At 54.8% G+C, this 16,174-nt stretch carries 15 protein-coding genes; 9 read left to right on the forward strand and 6 right to left on the reverse strand.

Annotated elements, in window-relative coordinates:
* The first annotated feature begins 28 nt into the window (after positions 1 to 28).
* Positions 29 to 1,294: a protease inhibitor I42 family protein gene (locus JQM66_RS03285; protein ID WP_235228382.1), complete on the forward strand. Its 1,266-nt coding sequence runs from the start codon at positions 29 to 31 to the stop codon at positions 1,292 to 1,294.
* A gap of 226 nt (positions 1,295 to 1,520) precedes the next feature.
* On the opposite strand, the gene JQM66_RS03290 is transcribed toward JQM66_RS03285, so the two are convergent.
* A complete protein-coding gene (locus JQM66_RS03290) occupies positions 1,521 to 1,967 on the reverse strand; it encodes an Hsp20/alpha crystallin family protein (protein WP_235228383.1) in 447 nt (148 codons plus the stop codon).
* A 349-nt stretch (positions 1,968 to 2,316) separates the two neighbouring features.
* On the opposite strand from JQM66_RS03290, the gene JQM66_RS03295 reads away from it, so the two are divergent.
* Entirely contained in the window at positions 2,317 to 3,270 is a 954-nt protein-coding gene (locus tag JQM66_RS03295) for a magnesium transporter CorA family protein (protein ID WP_235228384.1), read from the forward strand.
* A 681-nt stretch (positions 3,271 to 3,951) separates the two neighbouring features.
* On the opposite strand, the gene JQM66_RS03300 is transcribed toward JQM66_RS03295, so the two are convergent.
* Positions 3,952 to 4,545, reverse strand: a complete 594-nt coding sequence (locus JQM66_RS03300) for a class I SAM-dependent methyltransferase (RefSeq protein WP_235228385.1) — start codon at positions 4,543 to 4,545, stop codon at positions 3,952 to 3,954.
* An 8-nt stretch (positions 4,546 to 4,553) separates the two neighbouring features.
* Positions 4,554 to 5,258, reverse strand: coding sequence for a FadR/GntR family transcriptional regulator (locus tag JQM66_RS03305; protein ID WP_235228386.1), 705 nt, complete (start codon positions 5,256 to 5,258; stop codon positions 4,554 to 4,556).
* Positions 5,259 to 5,459: 201 nt separating this feature from the next.
* Between JQM66_RS03305 and hypB the strand changes: the two genes are divergently transcribed.
* Genes hypB through JQM66_RS03325 form a run of 4 tightly spaced genes read left to right on the forward strand, consistent with a single transcriptional unit; the run spans position 5,460 to position 10,351 of the window.
* Positions 5,460 to 6,128 carry a hydrogenase nickel incorporation protein HypB gene (gene hypB / locus JQM66_RS03310; protein ID WP_235228387.1) on the forward strand — a complete coding sequence of 223 codons (669 nt, stop codon included), beginning with the start codon at positions 5,460 to 5,462 and terminating at the stop codon, positions 6,126 to 6,128.
* Between the two features lie 21 nt (positions 6,129 to 6,149).
* Positions 6,150 to 8,894 carry an FAD-dependent oxidoreductase gene (locus JQM66_RS03315; protein ID WP_235228388.1) on the forward strand — a complete coding sequence of 915 codons (2,745 nt, stop codon included), beginning with the start codon at positions 6,150 to 6,152 and terminating at the stop codon, positions 8,892 to 8,894.
* Positions 8,895 to 9,284, forward strand: coding sequence for a hydrogenase maturation nickel metallochaperone HypA (locus tag JQM66_RS03320; RefSeq protein ID WP_235228389.1), 390 nt, complete (start codon positions 8,895 to 8,897; stop codon positions 9,282 to 9,284).
* A gap of 32 nt (positions 9,285 to 9,316) precedes the next feature.
* Positions 9,317 to 10,351 (forward strand): DUF5692 family protein, encoded by a 1,035-nt coding sequence (locus tag JQM66_RS03325; RefSeq protein ID WP_235228390.1) that lies wholly within the window; start codon positions 9,317 to 9,319, stop codon positions 10,349 to 10,351.
* Positions 10,352 to 10,920: 569 nt separating this feature from the next.
* Here the strand turns inward: JQM66_RS03325 and JQM66_RS12560 are convergent.
* Both JQM66_RS12560 and JQM66_RS03330 read right to left on the reverse strand, forming a co-directional pair.
* The gene (locus JQM66_RS12560; protein WP_268824307.1) at positions 10,921 to 11,055 is read right to left on the reverse strand and encodes a hypothetical protein; all 135 of its coding nucleotides are present in this window, start codon (positions 11,053 to 11,055) and stop codon (positions 10,921 to 10,923) included.
* A 340-nt stretch (positions 11,056 to 11,395) separates the two neighbouring features.
* Positions 11,396 to 11,722 (reverse strand): helix-turn-helix domain-containing protein, encoded by a 327-nt coding sequence (locus JQM66_RS03330; protein WP_235228391.1) that lies wholly within the window; start codon positions 11,720 to 11,722, stop codon positions 11,396 to 11,398.
* 561 nt (positions 11,723 to 12,283) lie between these two features.
* Here JQM66_RS03330 and JQM66_RS03335 point away from each other — a divergent pair.
* Both JQM66_RS03335 and JQM66_RS03340 read left to right on the forward strand, forming a co-directional pair.
* Positions 12,284 to 13,225 carry a hypothetical protein gene (locus JQM66_RS03335; RefSeq protein WP_235228392.1) on the forward strand — a complete coding sequence of 314 codons (942 nt, stop codon included), beginning with the start codon at positions 12,284 to 12,286 and terminating at the stop codon, positions 13,223 to 13,225.
* A gap of 43 nt (positions 13,226 to 13,268) precedes the next feature.
* On the forward strand, positions 13,269 to 13,505 hold the full coding sequence (locus JQM66_RS03340; RefSeq protein WP_235228393.1) for a hypothetical protein: 237 nt from the start codon (positions 13,269 to 13,271) through the stop codon (positions 13,503 to 13,505).
* A gap of 677 nt (positions 13,506 to 14,182) precedes the next feature.
* Here the strand turns inward: JQM66_RS03340 and JQM66_RS03345 are convergent.
* Entirely contained in the window at positions 14,183 to 14,917 is a 735-nt protein-coding gene (locus tag JQM66_RS03345; RefSeq protein WP_328284108.1) for a DUF554 domain-containing protein, read from the reverse strand.
* 115 nt (positions 14,918 to 15,032) lie between these two features.
* Here JQM66_RS03345 and JQM66_RS03350 point away from each other — a divergent pair, with 115 nt between their 5' ends.
* The gene (locus JQM66_RS03350; RefSeq protein ID WP_328284114.1) at positions 15,033 to 15,905 is read left to right on the forward strand and encodes a LysR family transcriptional regulator; all 873 of its coding nucleotides are present in this window, start codon (positions 15,033 to 15,035) and stop codon (positions 15,903 to 15,905) included.
* The last annotated feature ends 269 nt before the right edge of the window (positions 15,906 to 16,174 follow it).

Consider the following 16,174-nt stretch of genomic DNA (forward strand, 5'->3'; position numbering starts at 1 on the left):
TCGACATATAGAATCGAGGTAACATGATATGATTCAGAAAGAAAAATACAACGCAAAAAAGATACTTGCCCTGATCCTGTCTCTCGCCTGCGTGATAGGGATGCTGGGCGGGTGCAGTCAACAGAACGCCGGTGAAAGCAACGCTGAGGGAAGTTCCCCGGAAGAACCTGCGCCCGACACCTGGTATGAAATTGATCAGGAAGCAGGCATTCTGACCATCCGCCTTCCCGCCGAAAAGGAAGGATTCATTTGGAACTTTACCATCGACGACACCACCCTGTTGGAGCCGGTCACGGAGGAGGACAATGACGGAACCTTTGTCGCCAGCTTCCGGGCGCTGGGAGACGGCGAGACAACTGTGTCTTTCTCCTATGCCAAGGATGATGCACTGGAGGAAATCCGGGCGATGAATGTTAGCTGTAAGGACGGGAAAGTAGCCGACGTCTCCAACGCTTCCGTTATGCCCATCAGCGGGCAGGATGATCCGGAGATCACAGACCTTCGCAACAGCAACAGCATCCCCATGATCATGAAGGAACACAGCGCGGTGACCTGCGTCTCCGAGACCTGGGACGGAGAAAACAACTGGCAGAATAAGACTGTCCGGCAATTCGTCAGTTCCAATGGCCGTCTGTGGTATGACTATGAACAGTACGATGACGCTGACCAGGTAGTATACTGCGAGGCGGGATACATCAACGATGACGTTCCCGGTGCCCTGTACACCTGCGAAAAAGACGGCCTGAAAACGATGACGCTGTGTCCGGCATCTGAGTATGAAGCCATGGTGTCTGACCGCTGGCTGGCGCGTCAGCCGTGTGACCATGAGACCGTGACGGGCAAGACCGACAGCACGGAGTATGGGACCAGCACCCTGACCGCCGCCAGAGAGAATCGTCTGACAGGGATCAGCAGCGAGGTTATTTACTTTATCGACGATGCGACCGGCCTCATCAACGGCATGGAGGTGACGGAGCATAGTGCAGAGGACGGCAGCGTAGTCTCCGTGACCCGCAGCAATATTCTCTACGATGAACCCCGGCTCATGGAGGAGCAGGCGGCTATGAGCATTCTGTTCCCGGAGGACGCCTGCTATCTGAATGTGGTTATCAATCCCGGAAAAGAGAATTCCGAGGAACAGGCTTTCCAGGTGGATAAGTCCACGGAGGTGGAATTTGACGCCATGGAGGGCTATCAGCTGTACTACGATTATGATTGTACCCAGCCCATGGACTGGATCGACGTGGGCCAGAACAAGCTGACTGTCTATATTCAGATTGATATCGCAAAGTAGGAGTTTCAGGATACTCAAAACTAATTCAAAAGATTTGCCCAAATATAAATCGGTCGTGGTTCAGTAGTTACTGCTAAACCACGACCGTTTACATTCACTTGAACATGCAGTCATATTCTGAATTACTCGACGGAGCAATCAAATCCAAAGGCGGCCAGAAAAGCATCCACGCATAATGGATACAATTCCTTGCAGGATCAGGAACACACCTAGCTAGCTTTGTCTTTTATTCAATCGTGATTGTGGAATTTCTGGGCAGTTCTTTCTTTACCTGCTTGGGAAGAGATACTCTCAGGATACCATCCTCAAACTTGGCGGACACATCCCGAGGCTCAATTCCCTCGCCCACAAAGAAGCTGCGGCTACAAGCACCGGCGTACCGCTCCTGACGGATGTACTTGCCCTTCTTATCTTCCTGGTCCTTGTCCAATCCCTTGGCGGCGCTGATGGTCAGGTAGCCATCCTTCAAGTCAAGCTGAACTTCGTCCTTCTTGAAGCCGGGAAGATCAATATCCAGCTCATAGGTGTTGTCGGTTTCCCGCACATCGGTCTTCATCAGGTTTTTGGCGTTCTTCCCGTACAGCGGATTCCGAATAGAACGCATCGGGATCATAGGAAAGTCGTCATCAAAAAATTCATCAAACAGGTTCTCACCAAAAATACTGGGCATCATAAGTCATTCCTCCATTCATAATCCTTACTGAAATGCCCTGTGTGAGGGGGCTGTTTTGCCCTCCCGCTTGGAACGACTCTGTTATAGTCTCTTGCGTTAGCACTGTCAATAGGAGAGTGCTAATGTTAACAGAAATACAAAAGTTCATTCACATATGATACGATTTCTCGGCCGTCAGGCATTAGAAATGCTGGGGCCGCAAGGAATGCCTCAGCACTTTTAGCGCTCGCCTACGAATCAGGAAAGAAAATGATGCTGGTTATACCCCGATTGCACTGTGTAGAACCATTGAAAATGCTTTTCACGATGAAACCGCAGGCGGCTTGCGCTTTGTGCAGATAGTGGTACAATGGCACTGAAAAAGAAGCGATTCAGGAGGCCGCTTATGTATCAATATAGGATAGGTTCTAACCTGACGCCGCTGTCTGGAAAGCCAGAGCCAGATACCTGCGTCCTTACACTGCTGTCCTCGGAGGAGCTGGACCAGAATCTCCAACTCCCTGGACTAGAGCAGGTTCTCCGCCATACGCCTACAGCGAGGGATGCCCGCGTATGTAAGGCTGAACCCCACCGGAATTATCTGTGCGGGACTATTGTGACCCCACGGCATACGAAAGAAAAGGCCCCCATCGCCTTCGGCTATCTGATGACACCCAGCCATGTGGTTTTGTGCGACGATGCGGGTGTGGCCCATGCCATGATCCAGAGACTGATCCGGGAGAATCCCCAGATGGAAAAGAGCCCAGGCAGTTTCTTTTATACGTTCCTAGAGCTGATCATCGCCAAGGATATGCACCACTTGCAGGAATTGGAGGATAAGCTGGACCAACTCGAAGATCAGGTGCTGGCAGGCCAGTTGGAAGGATTCAACCCCCAAATGACGGCAATACGAAAAGAAATATCCAACTGGATACGGTACTATACGCAGCAGGATGATATGGTCTGTGAATTTCAGGAAAATGAAAATGAGTATTTCAATGAGCATGAACTCCGTCTGTTTCATATGGTGGAGAAACGCATTGGACGGCTGAAGGATGAGGCGCAGATGCTGCGGGAATATGGCCTGCAGGTGCGGGAACTGTTTCAGGCGGAAATCGATATTCGCCAGAACAACATTATGAAGATACTCACCATCGTCACGACTATCTTTTTACCCCTATCTCTGGTGGCAGGCTGGTATGGCATGAACTTTTCCAATATGCCGGAATTGACCTGGAAATACGGCTACCCGGCAGTCATCGGCATCAGTGTTCTTGTGGTCTTGATTTGCCTCTTGGTCATGAAGAAGAAAAAATTCTGGTGAATCCGAGATACCAGCGGATAGGTACCTCTTCGGGCATAATAAACACCCCATTCGTCAGGCAGCATGCCATACTGTCTAACGAATGGGGTGCATTTCATCATGACTATGCTCCTTTTTTGCCTTTACATGCCTTCATCCTGAAAATCAAAGAACAGGATCATTGATGGTTAAGCAGTCACCCTTTCTGCGTTTTGGGTCAGCGGCTTTTTGAGCAGCAAATTTTTCAGTGATTGTTCCAACGCCCGTTTCGTGACCTGTGACATGAGGCCGATTCCCTCCTTCATGCAAAAATGACATGATATTTCAGTAGTTCCTATCATGCTCATTATAGCCTATTTGAATTTTATTGGCAACGAAGAGCTGCTTTATCTTTTCGAACCGATTTATGGTTTATTTCCATTTTTCTCCGCTTCCAGCATACGATAGTGCAGGTCAAAAAATAACAAGATAGGTGTGTTTTTGACCACATAATAAGCCGTAGCAAGCTGCGCAGCACACGGAAAACGCAGATTCAAAGAGAGCTAAAAGGAAAGTATAAATAAGCAAAAAGTGTCAAAAACGTCTCAAATCATCAGAAAATTTCAAAATCCGCTTGTAACGCAGTGACCGCAAGGCGGTATCCATGATGCGACTCCCCCGCCTCACGCCGGGGCCAGCGCATCAGGACCTCTCGGCAGTATATCACCGCATGTCAGTGCGTTCGCCTGACACAAGATAGCGCGCCTCATCCGACACCATGCTGTCAACCCGGAACCATGGTGCAAAAAGCTCCGCCAGATCCTCCGGCTTGAGCATCTCCCGGGAGACATGCTCCGCCCGCCCGGCATGGTGTCTGCGGAGAGCCTCTAGCCCCATGCTGTGGGCCACCGTCAGCCGTCCCCCGGGCTTTACCCACTGGGCCAGGCGTCCAATCAGCCGCTCCGGCTCTTCAAAATGTGGAAAGGCATTGTAAATCACGCAGCAATCGCACTGCATCCGGACCGGAATGGTCTCCACGTCTCCGCAGACCACCTCGATCCGTGGGTCATGGAGCTTGGAGGCGGCGATCTTGGCCATCTCAGGGGAGATGTCTACGCCAATGACCCGGGATACGTTTCGGCTGAGATAATATGGAAAGAGGACGCCGGTGCCGCAGGCCACATCCAGCACCACGCCGTGCTCCCGGACTCCGGCAGTATCCAGAATACCGTTGATCTTGCCGTCATCCGTCACCATGCGGGCATCCCACTGGGAGGCACAGCGGTCAAAATAGGCGATAATCTCTTTTTTGTTCATGGCCCACCTCAATAATAGATTTGGCGGCTGCCGGAGATGGCCTCCTGGGTACAGTAATCGATCCAGGAAACAGCTCCCAAAATGTCCCGGTTCCGGATGTGGTCGCACAGGCGGAGGCTGGTCTCATAGAGCATGGGGATGCCGTGGAGGGCGCAGAACCGCTCCCACAACACCAGCACCGAGGAATAGAAGGACCGGAAAATCAGGGGCAGCAGGGTATTTCCGGACAGCATGGCCAGCTCGTGCTGGAAGGCGAAGGCCGCCTCCGCCGCCTGATGATTGTCGCTGGCCAGGCGGATGGCCTCCGCCTTTTCCGCCAAAAGATCGATGTCCTCCTCCGTCACATGGGGGATGATGCCGGCTACCGCCAGCTTGTCCAGGGCGTCCCGCACCTCCAGAATGGAGCGAATCTCTTCGTTCCGCAGATGGCCCCGGTTATAGGTCATGATGGATTTCAGGGTCTCCAGAGTCCCCGCCTGGCGGTAGTCCGTCACGAAGGTCCCCACCCGGGGGCGGATCTCCAGAAAGCCCCGGCGCTCCAGCTCCACCACACCGCTGTTGACCACCGCCCGGCTGACGCCCATGGACTGGGCCAGCTGGCGCTCCGGCGGCAGCTGCTGCCCCACCGGCAGCTCACCGGATAGGATCATGGCCTCGATGTGACTGATGAACAGGTCCTTCAGCGAGGGGGACACCAGCTTTTCAAATTCCATATCCACTTCCTCCTTCTGGATGTGGTATGACCACATACCACAAATCATGTTTTTCTTATTATAAATTGGATTTTCAGAATTTTCAACCATTTTTCACAATTATTTTCGTATTTTAATTGACTTTTTGTGAATTTCTGTGATACATTCGAGGTAGTAACTGGAAATCAATTCATCTGGTCAAGCCAGAAACGGAGGAATACTATGGCAGGCTTTCAAGTCATCGAGGTGAAGGAGAGCATCTTTGCGGAAAACGACCGGCAGGCAGATGCCCTGCGGCAGAAACTGAAGGCGGAGAAGACCTTTCTCCTGAACCTCATGTCCTCTCCCGGAGCGGGAAAAACCACCACCCTTTGCCGGACCATCGAGGCGCTGAAGGGTGAGCTGCGTATCGGCATCATGGAGGCGGATATTGACTCCGACGTGGATGCCCGAACCATCGACGGCACCGGCGTCCGGGCCATTCAGCTCCACACCGGCGGCATGTGCCACCTGGATGCCGACATGACGAAGCAGGGCCTGGAGGCCTTCGGCACGGAGAACCTGGACCTGGTGGTGCTGGAAAACGTGGGCAATCTGGTTTGCCCGGCGGAGTTTGACACCGGTGCGGTGAAGAACGCCATGATCCTCTCTGTCCCTGAGGGCCACGACAAGCCCCTGAAATATCCTCTGATCTTCACCGTCTGCGACGTGCTGCTCATCAACAAGATCGACGTGCTGCCCTACTTCGATTTTGACATGGAAAAGGTGACGGAATACGCCAGAATGCGCAATCCCAACATTCAGATCATCCCCATCTGCGCCAAAACCGGAGAGGGCATCGGCGCCTGGGCGGACTGGCTGCTGCAGCAGGTCCGTGACTGGCAGAGCTGAGAGAAAGAGAGGAAGTGTGTTATGTCCAACTACGACCCCCATCCCTATCAAATTCCGGAGGATATGCCCAAGCGGGAGATCATTTTGAAGCTGGGCCAGATGATCACCAACCGCATGGGGCGGAAGATCACCTATGAGGACGCGGAATACTGGGGCCTCCAGGGCATCGTCACCGATGAGATGGCCGAAGTTGCCCTGAAAATGGAGGTCCGCAAGCCCAAGACCCTGGCCCAGATTGCCAAGCTTACCGGCAAGGACCCGGAGCATCTGGAAAAGCTGCTGTTTGAGATGTGCATGGTGGGCCTCATCGAATACAACTGGGAAGACCTGGACGGCAAGAATCCCAATCACGAGAAGCGCTATGTGGTCCCCCTGTTCGTCCCCGGCAGCGCCGAGTTCACCAATATGAATGCCAAGCAGCTGGAGGAGCACCCGGAGCTGGGCAAGTTCTTCGAGCGCATGAGCTTTGAGGCGTTGGAGCGGGTCACCCCCATGGTGCCTCCCGGCGGCGCAGGCATCGGTATGCACGTTATTCCCGTGGAGAAGGCCATCCCCACCGAGAGCCAGTCCATCTCCATCGAGCACATCTCCCACTGGCTGGACAAGTACGAGGGCCAGTACGCCAAGTCCCCCTGCTCCTGCCGCCTGTCCCGCCGGACCTTTGACGAGGGCTGCGCCGACGACCCGGAGGACTGGTGCATCGCCGTGGGCGACATGGCAAACTACATCGTGGAGACCAACCGGGGCAGCTACATCACCAAGGAGGAGGCCCTGGAGATCTTCCGCAAGGCGGAGGACAACGGCTTCGTCCACCAGATCACCAATATCGACGGCGAGCAGAAAATTTTCGGCATCTGCAACTGCAACGTCAACGTCTGCTACGCCCTGCGGACATCCCAACTCTTCAACACGCCCAACCTGAGCCGCAGCGCCTATGTTGCCAAGGTGGAGCCGGAGAACTGCGTGGCCTGCGGCCGCTGCGTGGAATACTGCCCCGCAGGTGCCGTGAAGCTGGGTCAGAAACTTTGTACCAAGGACGGCCCCGTGGTGTATCCCCGTCACGAGCTGCCGGACGCCGCCAAGTGGGGGCCGGAGAAGTGGGACGTAGACTACCGGGACAACAACCGCATCAACTGCTATGACACCGGCACCTCCCCCTGCAAGACCGCCTGTCCCGCCCACATCGCCGTGCAGGGCTATCTGAAGCTGGCGGCCCAAGGCAAGTTCACCGAGGCGCTCCAGCTCATTAAGCGGGAGAATCCCTTCCCCGCCGTCTGCGGCCGCATCTGCAACCGCCGCTGCGAGGACGCCTGCACCCGGGGCACCGTGGACCAGGCGGTAGCCATCGACGAGGTGAAGCGGTTCATCGCCCAGCAGGACCTGGACAGTGCCACCCGGTTCATTCCCCCGGTGGTGACTCCTACCCTGAAGGGCGGCTTCTCCCAGAAGATCGCCGTCATCGGTGCCGGTCCCGCCGGTATGAGCTGTGCCTACTACCTGGCGGAGAAGGGCTACAAGCCCACAGTGTTCGACAAGGCCGCCCGCCCCGGCGGCATGCTGATGAACGGCATTCCCTCCTTCCGTCTGGAAAAGGACGTGGTGGACGCGGAGATCGACGTGCTCCGGGAGATGGGCGTGGAATTCCGCTGCGGCGTGGAGGTCGGTAAGGATGTCACCATCCAGCAGCTCCGGGAGGAAGGCTACCAGGGCTTCTATGTGGCCATCGGCCTCCAGAGCGGCGGCAGACTGAACATCCCCGGCGACGACGCCCAGGGCGTCACGGCCGGTATCGACTTCACCAAGCAGGTGAACCTGGAAGGCCCGCAGAAGCTGGAGGGCAAGGTGGTGGTCATCGGCGGCGGCAACATCGCCTGCGACGTGGCCCGCACCGCCGTCCGCTGCGGCGCGGAAGTCACCATGTACTGCCTGGAGGGCTATGACGACATGCCCTGCGGCGAGGAGGACCGCTCCGAGTGCGAGAAGGACGGCATCACCATCCGGGCGGGCTGTGGTCCTGTGGAGATCACCTCCGCCGACGGCAAGTGTACCGGAATCACCTTCCGCAAGTGCCTGTCCGTGAAAAACGCCGAAGGCCGCTTCGCCCCCACCTTTGACGATTCCGTCACCGAGACCGCCGACTGTGCCACGGTCCTCTACTGCATCGGCCAGAAGGCCGACTGGGGCCAGCTGCTGACGGGCACCCGTGTGGAGCTGAACCCCAACGGCACGGTCAAAGCAGACCCCTTGACCCTCCAGACCGCCGAGCCGGACATTTTCGTGGGCGGCGACGCCTATACCGGCCAGAAGTTCGCCATCGACGCCATTGCCGCCGGCAAGGAGGGCGCCGTGTCTCTGCACCGCTTTGTGCAGCCCCACAGCAGCCTGACTATCGGCCGCAACCGCCGCCAGTTCATTGAGCTGGACAAGAAGAACCTGGATATCGGCAGCTATGACGACACCCCCCGCCAGCGCCCCGGCTACAACGAGGCCCTGCGGAAGACCTTCTCCGACGAGCGCACCGGCTTCACCGCCGAGCAGGTGAAGATCGAGACCGCCCGGTGTCTGGGCTGCGGCGCCTCCGTGGTGGACCCCAACAAGTGCATCGGCTGCGGCGTCTGCACCACCAAGTGTGGCTTCGATGCCATCCACTTGTTCCGGGAGCGTCCGGAGTGCAGCACCATGGTGCCCATCGAGGATAAGCTGAAAGCTGTGTTCCCCTACATGGTGAAGCGGGGGCTGAAGATCAAGTTTGGAAAGAAGGCATAAATGCACGAATTGGGCATCGTATTCCACGTCATCAAGTCCGTGGAGGAGGTGGGGCGGCAGAACTGCCTCACCCGGGTCAGCGCCGTGACGCTGGAGATCGGGGAGGTCTCCGGCGTGGTGCCCTCTTACCTCACCGACTGCTGGGACTGGGCGGTGAAGAAGTCCGACCTGCTCCGTGGAGCGGAGCTGCGGACGGACATCCTTCCCGCCGTGACCCACTGCGACGGCTGCGGGAAGGACTATCCCACCGTGGCACACGGGAAGACCTGTCCCCACTGCGGCAGCGGAGAGACATGGCTGCTGACCGGTTCTGAGCTGAACATCAAGGAGATCGAGGTGCCGGACCCGGAGCCGCCGGAAACGGGCGAAATTCCGCAACAAATGGGATAATCGGGAGAAAATATTACTAGGAGGAATCGGATATGTTGTTCCAACTCTACGGCGAGACCGCCGGTTATCAGCTTTTGGGCTTTGTGCTGGTGTTCACCTGTCTGGTGTTGGCAAACGAATTTGCCCGCCGCACCAAGACTGGCGGCATCTTCTGTTTCCTGGTGCTGCCCGCCGCGCTAACGGTGTACTTCATCGCTATCTACGTGGGCGCCGCCGCCGGAGCGGAGTGGGCGCTGAACAACCAGACCTACACCAACATGAACAGCTGGTTCCACTACGCCAAGCTGTACGCCGCCACCGCCGGGTGCATCGGCTTCATGATGCTGAAATACAAGTGGAGCATCGGCAAGACAGAGTGGTTCAAGGTGTTTCCCTTTGCAATCGTTGCCATCAACATCCTCATCGCTGTGGCCAGCGATTTCGAGTCCGGCATCCGGGGGGCCATGGCCATGGCGGAATTCGGAGACCGCTGGTGGCTCTCCTCCGAGAACGTGTGGCTGTACGGCGGCTGGTGGAACTGGGTCAACGGCATCGCCGGCATCATCAACATCTTCTGCATGACGGCCTGGTGGGGCATTTACACTTCCAAGGACCAGAAGGATATGCTGTGGCCCGACATGACCTGGTGCTACATCCTGGCCTATGACCTTTGGAACTTCGAGTACACCTACAACTGCCTGCCTACCCACTCCTGGTACTGCGGTCTGGCCCTGCTGCTGGCTCCCACCTTTGCCAACCACTTCTGGAATAAGGGCGGATGGATCCAGAACCGTGCCAATACCTTGGCCCTGTGGTGCATGTTCGCTCAGGTGTTCCCCCTGTTCCAGGACAAGAGCGTCTTCACTACCATCCCCTCCATCTACGCCGACGGCTTCATGGATCCTGCCATCCGGCCTACCGCTGCCGATCCCACCGCTCAGGGCGTGGTGTCCATCATTGCCCTGGTGGTGAATGTGGTCATCCTGGCCACCATCATCAAGCGGGCAAAAGCGCAGAAAAAGAACCCCTACAAGCAGGAGGTCTTTACCGACCAGAAGGACTTCCAGGAGGCCATGGCGAGAGTCTGATGCAGACTCTACAAGCAGAAAACCGCTGGAGCAGAACATCGTATGAAAACAATGGACTTGGTAATTCGCAAGGCCTCATCCTTTTGGCTGTTGAGGGGAATGAGAATGGCTGAAAATGATCATGGTACTTAAGCACTTTCTGCGCAATTTCCAAAAGAGTTTTTCCTTGTTATCATTTGTCTTGTTCATATACTTCCCCACCACCTGATGGAGTGGGGGTGGTACAGAGCAAGTTGCCCGAGCCGGAAAGAGGTACTTGACAATCGTTCCGGTCCAAGCTACTATCACGGCAGCAAGGTTTGCACTCGAGAAAAAGCCCCGGCTCCGCCTGATTCGGCGGAGCCGGGGCTTTGACCAATACGCTGACCAATATCAGAAAATCAGCGGGTGGACACAGTGGACAAGGCAGTGATTTGTACCCACAGAAATCGGGGCCAAAAGTGCCGGAAAGCACCCAATAGCAGAGCTTTGACGTCCCGACGTATCTTCACACGCAGGAGGTCACTGGTTCGAGTCCAGTAGTCTCCAACAAAAAGTTCCTGATTTCGCAAGAAATCAGGAACTTTTCTTTATTTTGCGATCGAAATATTCGTTCGAATCTTTCTGCTTTTCCCATGACCCAAACCGCGACCCACATCCTGCTTCACGTCGTCGCCAGCTCCATATCCCTCGTTTCCACCCAAAATGGGTGAAAACTCGCTCATTTCGCTGCTCCTCCTTTTCCCACCGAACCCGCTTGGCCCAGGCCACCTTCTCTTGGCTTGCGCCAATTCACCTTGTCGCTGGGCTTCGGCGGGAGCCCTATATGGTCCTCGCAAGCTCCTCTGAAACCGGCTCAAATTCGCCCTCACAGCCCTGGCCGGTGTCTGTTCCCGCTGCTTCTGGAAAAATCGCACACAGCGGCTTACAGGGCCAAGCAGGGCGGGAGTTGCGTGCCTTGTCCAGTTCGTTCTTTCAGGGGTGATGACCTGGTAGCAGGACTTTTTCTTGTTACTCTTCGTCTTGTTCATACACTTCCCCACCATCTGTTGAGGGGCTTCCCCCTCATGCACTGTGGTCTGTTGCGGGAAGCTCAGGCAGCGGCAGGATGTAGTAGTGGTTGTTCCCCTGAAGCCACTTACCGCTTTTCACACACCGCGAGGTCTTGACCTTGCGGATGAACCCACGGTCAACCAACAGACTGACCGCGTCCCGCGCCGCGTTTTCCGAGCAGCCGCAGTGCAGGGCGATGGTCTTCATGCTGGGCCAGCATACATCCTTCTGTCCAGCGCAGCAGACCAGGTAACTGTACACGGCCAAGGGGATTGGCTTCAGGTCATAGCAGAAAATAGCGTTGCTCATTTGATAAAATCGTTCACCGAGAACAGGCATACGGAACCTCCTGATTTTGAATTCAGAGATAAAATTTTTCTTGCGTTCCGGGTGCCTCTCTGTTAGACTGTTCGCAGATGGAGTCTGCGTTTTTCGGAACGCGGCGCGCCGCCGGACTGTTGCAGCAGTTTCGGCGGCTTTCCTTTTTAATAGGGGCGTTGAGATATTTGTTGGCCTGAGTGCAGATGAATATCACCACCATTCATAAAATTTTTGTCAGCCACACACCATACACCTTCCTGCCCTGTGATCCTTTCTGACCTCCACGGCGTTTTCTTCCCCGTTGGTACGCTCTCGTCGCCACAAACTTTGTATCACTTGTTTTCGGATTCATTCGAAAACTCGCTCACGCCGTTGCGGCTCCTCTTCCCACAAAGTCTTCGACTTTGCGGGAGCCCTGATGATGCAGTCCTGGCGATACTTCTCCCGGCGAGTATGAACTTTGGCGGTGGGTATTCAATTGTCGAGGTGCAAAGGCTTTTCTTTGGTATGGTCCCATGGTAAAATAAAATCAGAGGAATTCACATCAGGAAGTAATCTTTTTTGAGGGAGGCGGTGCGCATGGCAGCAAGTGATTTCCGGCTTTTGATTGAGGAAGAGGAGAATGGCAAATTCGCCGTTGTGCTTCGCCGCAGCGACGGGACAGAAGAACGGCTCCCCGCAGCAACGCCTGCCGCGGATTTGATCGCCGCCACCGAGATCGATTACACGGACTATCGCCGGGGGATCAAACGGCTGTGGGACGAGCATCCGTTATTTGAAGAACGAATAGACGTTTCTGTAAGTGACTTCTATGATTTGGTGTGCAAAATCCGGTCTCTGCCGTCCATGCTCCGGGAGATCGACCCGGTCAGTTTTTACTTCCTGGAAGAGTCGCTGCCGAAAAGCTGTTTGGAAGAGGATGACGGCAGCGCGTCTTTCCTGCTGTACGCAGGAGCGAACTTGCTCCATATCCTGGAGAAGCCAATTCGTGTGCAGACCCTCCTGCGGAATATTTTCGAGATGACTTTTGACAAAATGGAGCATGCAACGCAGGGGGAGCGCCTTGAAAAGCTGCGGAGGGTATATCCCGACATCGCGGAAGCCTGCAATCCGGCTCGATTGAACGACATTCCCGAAGGTGGTCGGTCCTTTATGGTTTTTTCGCTGCTTGACCTGCGGCTTCTGGAGCTGACGCTCTACTTCCAACAGGACAGGCAGCGGATCGCCCGGTGCGAATACTGCTGGGGTTACTTTATCCCGAAAACAAAAAAACTCACCCTGTACTGTGACAGGGTGACTGACGGTTATCGCTGCAAGGATCGAGGTTCGAGATTTAGCAGAAACCGCAAAAAGGAACAGGATGAGGCGCTTCTGATCTGCGACCAGATGCGAGATCGTATGTATGAGCGCTTCCTGCGCTACCAGGACGCCGCGCCAAGCGAACGCGGCGGCTTGCTTCCCATGGATCATGACCAGTACAACGCCTGGAGTGAGAATGCCCGTTTAGTATGTTGCCGGTAAACTAACCTCGGAGGAATTCCTGCGAAGAATTGATACCGACCATGTGCTGACCAGCTATGAGGCAGGCAAGGCGGAGCTCATCGACGAGACAGTTTGGCAGCGCCGGGTGGCCGCAAACATCCAGTTTGACCCGGCAATCTATTACCCGGAGAAGATGATGAACCTCGACTTGCGTGCGGCGGAACCGCAGTGGGAACTATTTACGGCAGATGATTTTCGGCGCCACGATCAGGAAGGACATCAGAGCTTGCGGGAACAGTATGGGAAGGGAAATAGCTAAACGAATACGGAAGCCAACGATGTGTTCCACGTTTACTGTCAGAGATACAAGAAACGATTTTCCGGAATAAAGTTCAGGAAGTTCCCAGTGGATAAATTTTACACCTGGAGTAAAGCCGCCAGAGCTGCGAAGGCTACCTTCGCTGCAGAAGAGATCACATCGGATAAATTCAAAGCATGTGGCTTGAAGGTGTACGGACCCATCTCACGCCGAGGGCACACAATGGCTCACAGGGCCAACCAGGGTTTGAATCAACGCTTGTTTCTTCTTTCTATGACCACAGGTTCTTCTTTGTCAACTGCATCGCAAATTTTGATTTGGGACTTCGTGATATCCCAATCTTCTTTTCCTTGTCAACAAATCCGGCCGGGCAAGCCCCGGCCGGATGGTTACCGATAAAACCATGTCAACTGCCCCGAATAGGCTGAATGGTTTATTTCCGCGTCTCTCTGTAATCGGATTGGCCTCGATAGTCTGGAAGGCCGCGACAAATCCTGAGGGCGCTGCCAAAACGCAGCTTTTCAAGAAAAGTCCCAGCAGGTATCCATGGTCAAAAATGCAGAACGGCCAGCAAAATGCTGGCCGTTCTGCGACTCTGGAAATCTATGCGCTTCTGCTTGGCATGGGCAAATGGCGTGGAACATCTGCCAAGGCCATACAAGGAGTGCCAAAGGGGATTAAAAGAACCGACACAAAAAAATCGGCAGAAAAATCGCGGGAATCAGGTTCATGACTTTGATTTTTGTAATGCCCAGCATATTCAGGCTAATAGCTAAAATCAGAAGGGAACCCACACAGGTCATCTCCGCAATGACGCTTTCTCCGAGAAAGGGGGATAACACAGAGGCCGCCAGCGTAATTGGCACCTGGTAGCAAAATACGGCGATGGCGGATAACGGGACCCCCACCCCCAGCGACACGGTGAAAATGATCGATGCCGTCCCATCCAACAACGATTTTGCAAACAGCATATCATGGTCTCCCATGAGACCGCTGTTCAATGCACCCACAATAGACATGGCGCCGACACAGTACAACAGGCTGGCAGTGACAAAACCCTCTGCAATCGTAGATGTTTCGCCCTCTGAACCAAACCGGCTCATTTTCTCCTGCACCCAGTTTCCTGCCCGCTTCATCGCCCTATCCAGATCCAGCAGTTCTCCGATCAACCCACCGATGACCATGGACAAAATCATGATCAGACTGTTCTGTCCCTTCAGCGAGCCGCTGATCCCCATGCAGGTCGTACATAGCGCCAGTCCCTGCATGATGATGCTCTGCAGCCGTTCTCCCAGCTGGCCGCTGCCAGCGGAAAACAGAGCAGAAAACCGTCGGATGCCCCATCGAAGGAGCAGCCCTACTGTTGAACCGGCCAAAATAGCCGCAACATTGACTATGGAACCTATCAGCATTCTCTCACGCCCTTCTTTCCCCTTTATTTTAAGACAGATATTGCGCTTTGAGAAATGTCAAGTTAAAATAGGGATATAAGCAACGCAAATATCCGGGAGGCGAACCGATCTGAACATCACACAGCTTCAATATGTTCTGGCCGTGGCCGATCACGGCAGTATTTCAAAGGCGGCAGAAGCACTATTCGTCTCACAGCCGGCCATCTCCCTGCAAATCAAAAAGCTGGAAAGTGAGTTGGGCTTTTCCCTGCTCTACCGGACAGCGCAGGGTGTCTCCCTGACGCCTGCGGGGGAAGAATTCTGTGATGGGGCCAGGCTGGTACAGCAGTCATGGGCACAGCTGCAAGAAACCAATGCCCGCCTGAGCCGGCAAAACCGGGAGCATCTGCGCATCTATCTGGGGCCGCGGGTCTTCTCCAACGGATTGTTCCCGAAAATCATGGCTTTTTTCGAGCGGTATCCCCACATAGAGCCCACATTCATCCAATCCAGCGAAAACTTTTTGGAGGATTTGAAAAACGGCGATCTTGACCTTGCTCTGAATTACTTATCCTCCTCAGAGACCTGCCCCGATCTCCATCGCTTTTTCCGCTGTGAATTGATCCGAGAGCCCCAGTGTGTTCTCACCAGCCACGGAAGTCCCCTGTCAAAACAGGCCCATGCCTCTTTTGAAGACCTGCGAGGCTGCGCAATCATCGCCGCCCCGCAGGACTTCATGGAAGCGCAGGTCTTAAAAAGAACACTCCAAAAGCACGGGGTCGTCCCCGGCAGAACGTACCGTCTGGATGGCGTAGAAACATCCATGGACATGGTGCGCAATGGAACAGGCATCATCCTGGGTCCCAAATCATTTGCGGAATACTACGGAGTCTGCGCAGTCCCCCTGTGGCCGCCATTTGAGGAGAGCCTTAGTTTTGTCTGCCTGCAGGAAAATAAAAACCATGTCGGCCTCAAAGCACTTCGGAAGTATCTTTTGGAGATTTGCTGAGTGCCTCCAGTTCAAGCTCCCAGGTTTTTAATGGATGACGTGAAGTACCTTGCATTTTTTTCACATGACCCAAACTGTGACCCAGACTGCAATCGGAGCAGGCAGGAAACAATGGAGACAACGGAGCGGATAGCAAATCATTTTGAGCCAAAAGGGGCGGAAAGGACGGGATAACCCGTTCTTTCCGCCCCCGACGTATCTTCACACGCAGGAGGTCACTGGTTTAAGTTCGGTCATCTCCACCAAATCCTTGGAAACCAAGTGTTTCC

Origin of the sequence: Oscillibacter valericigenes, assembly GCF_021531915.1 — a bacterium.
In the GTDB taxonomy this organism is placed as follows: Bacteria; Bacillota; Clostridia; order Oscillospirales; family Oscillospiraceae; genus Oscillibacter; species Oscillibacter valericigenes_A.

Bases quoted from the DNA above. Each gene is read 5' to 3' on its own strand.
- JQM66_RS03315 (WP_235228388.1), top strand. From the start codon at position 6,150: ATGTCCAACTACGACCCCCATCCCTATCAAATTCCGGAGGATATGCCC.
- JQM66_RS03320 (WP_235228389.1), top strand. From the start codon at position 8,895: ATGCACGAATTGGGCATCGTATTCCACGTCATCAAGTCCGTGGAGGAG.
- JQM66_RS03300 (WP_235228385.1), bottom strand. From the start codon at position 4,545: ATGAACAAAAAAGAGATTATCGCCTATTTTGACCGCTGTGCCTCCCAG.
- JQM66_RS03295 (WP_235228384.1), top strand. From the start codon at position 2,317: ATGGCACTGAAAAAGAAGCGATTCAGGAGGCCGCTTATGTATCAATAT.
- JQM66_RS03325 (WP_235228390.1), top strand. From the start codon at position 9,317: ATGTTGTTCCAACTCTACGGCGAGACCGCCGGTTATCAGCTTTTGGGC.
- JQM66_RS12560 (WP_268824307.1), bottom strand. From the start codon at position 11,055: ATGAGCGAGTTTTCACCCATTTTGGGTGGAAACGAGGGATATGGAGCT.
- JQM66_RS03335 (WP_235228392.1), top strand. From the start codon at position 12,284: ATGGCAGCAAGTGATTTCCGGCTTTTGATTGAGGAAGAGGAGAATGGC.
- JQM66_RS03305 (WP_235228386.1), bottom strand. From the start codon at position 5,258: ATGGAATTTGAAAAGCTGGTGTCCCCCTCGCTGAAGGACCTGTTCATC.
- JQM66_RS03285 (WP_235228382.1), top strand. From the start codon at position 29: ATGATTCAGAAAGAAAAATACAACGCAAAAAAGATACTTGCCCTGATC.
- JQM66_RS03290 (WP_235228383.1), bottom strand. From the start codon at position 1,967: ATGATGCCCAGTATTTTTGGTGAGAACCTGTTTGATGAATTTTTTGAT.
- JQM66_RS03330 (WP_235228391.1), bottom strand. From the start codon at position 11,722: ATGCCTGTTCTCGGTGAACGATTTTATCAAATGAGCAACGCTATTTTC.
- JQM66_RS03345 (WP_328284108.1), bottom strand. From the start codon at position 14,917: ATGCTGATAGGTTCCATAGTCAATGTTGCGGCTATTTTGGCCGGTTCA.
- hypB (WP_235228387.1), top strand. From the start codon at position 5,460: ATGGCAGGCTTTCAAGTCATCGAGGTGAAGGAGAGCATCTTTGCGGAA.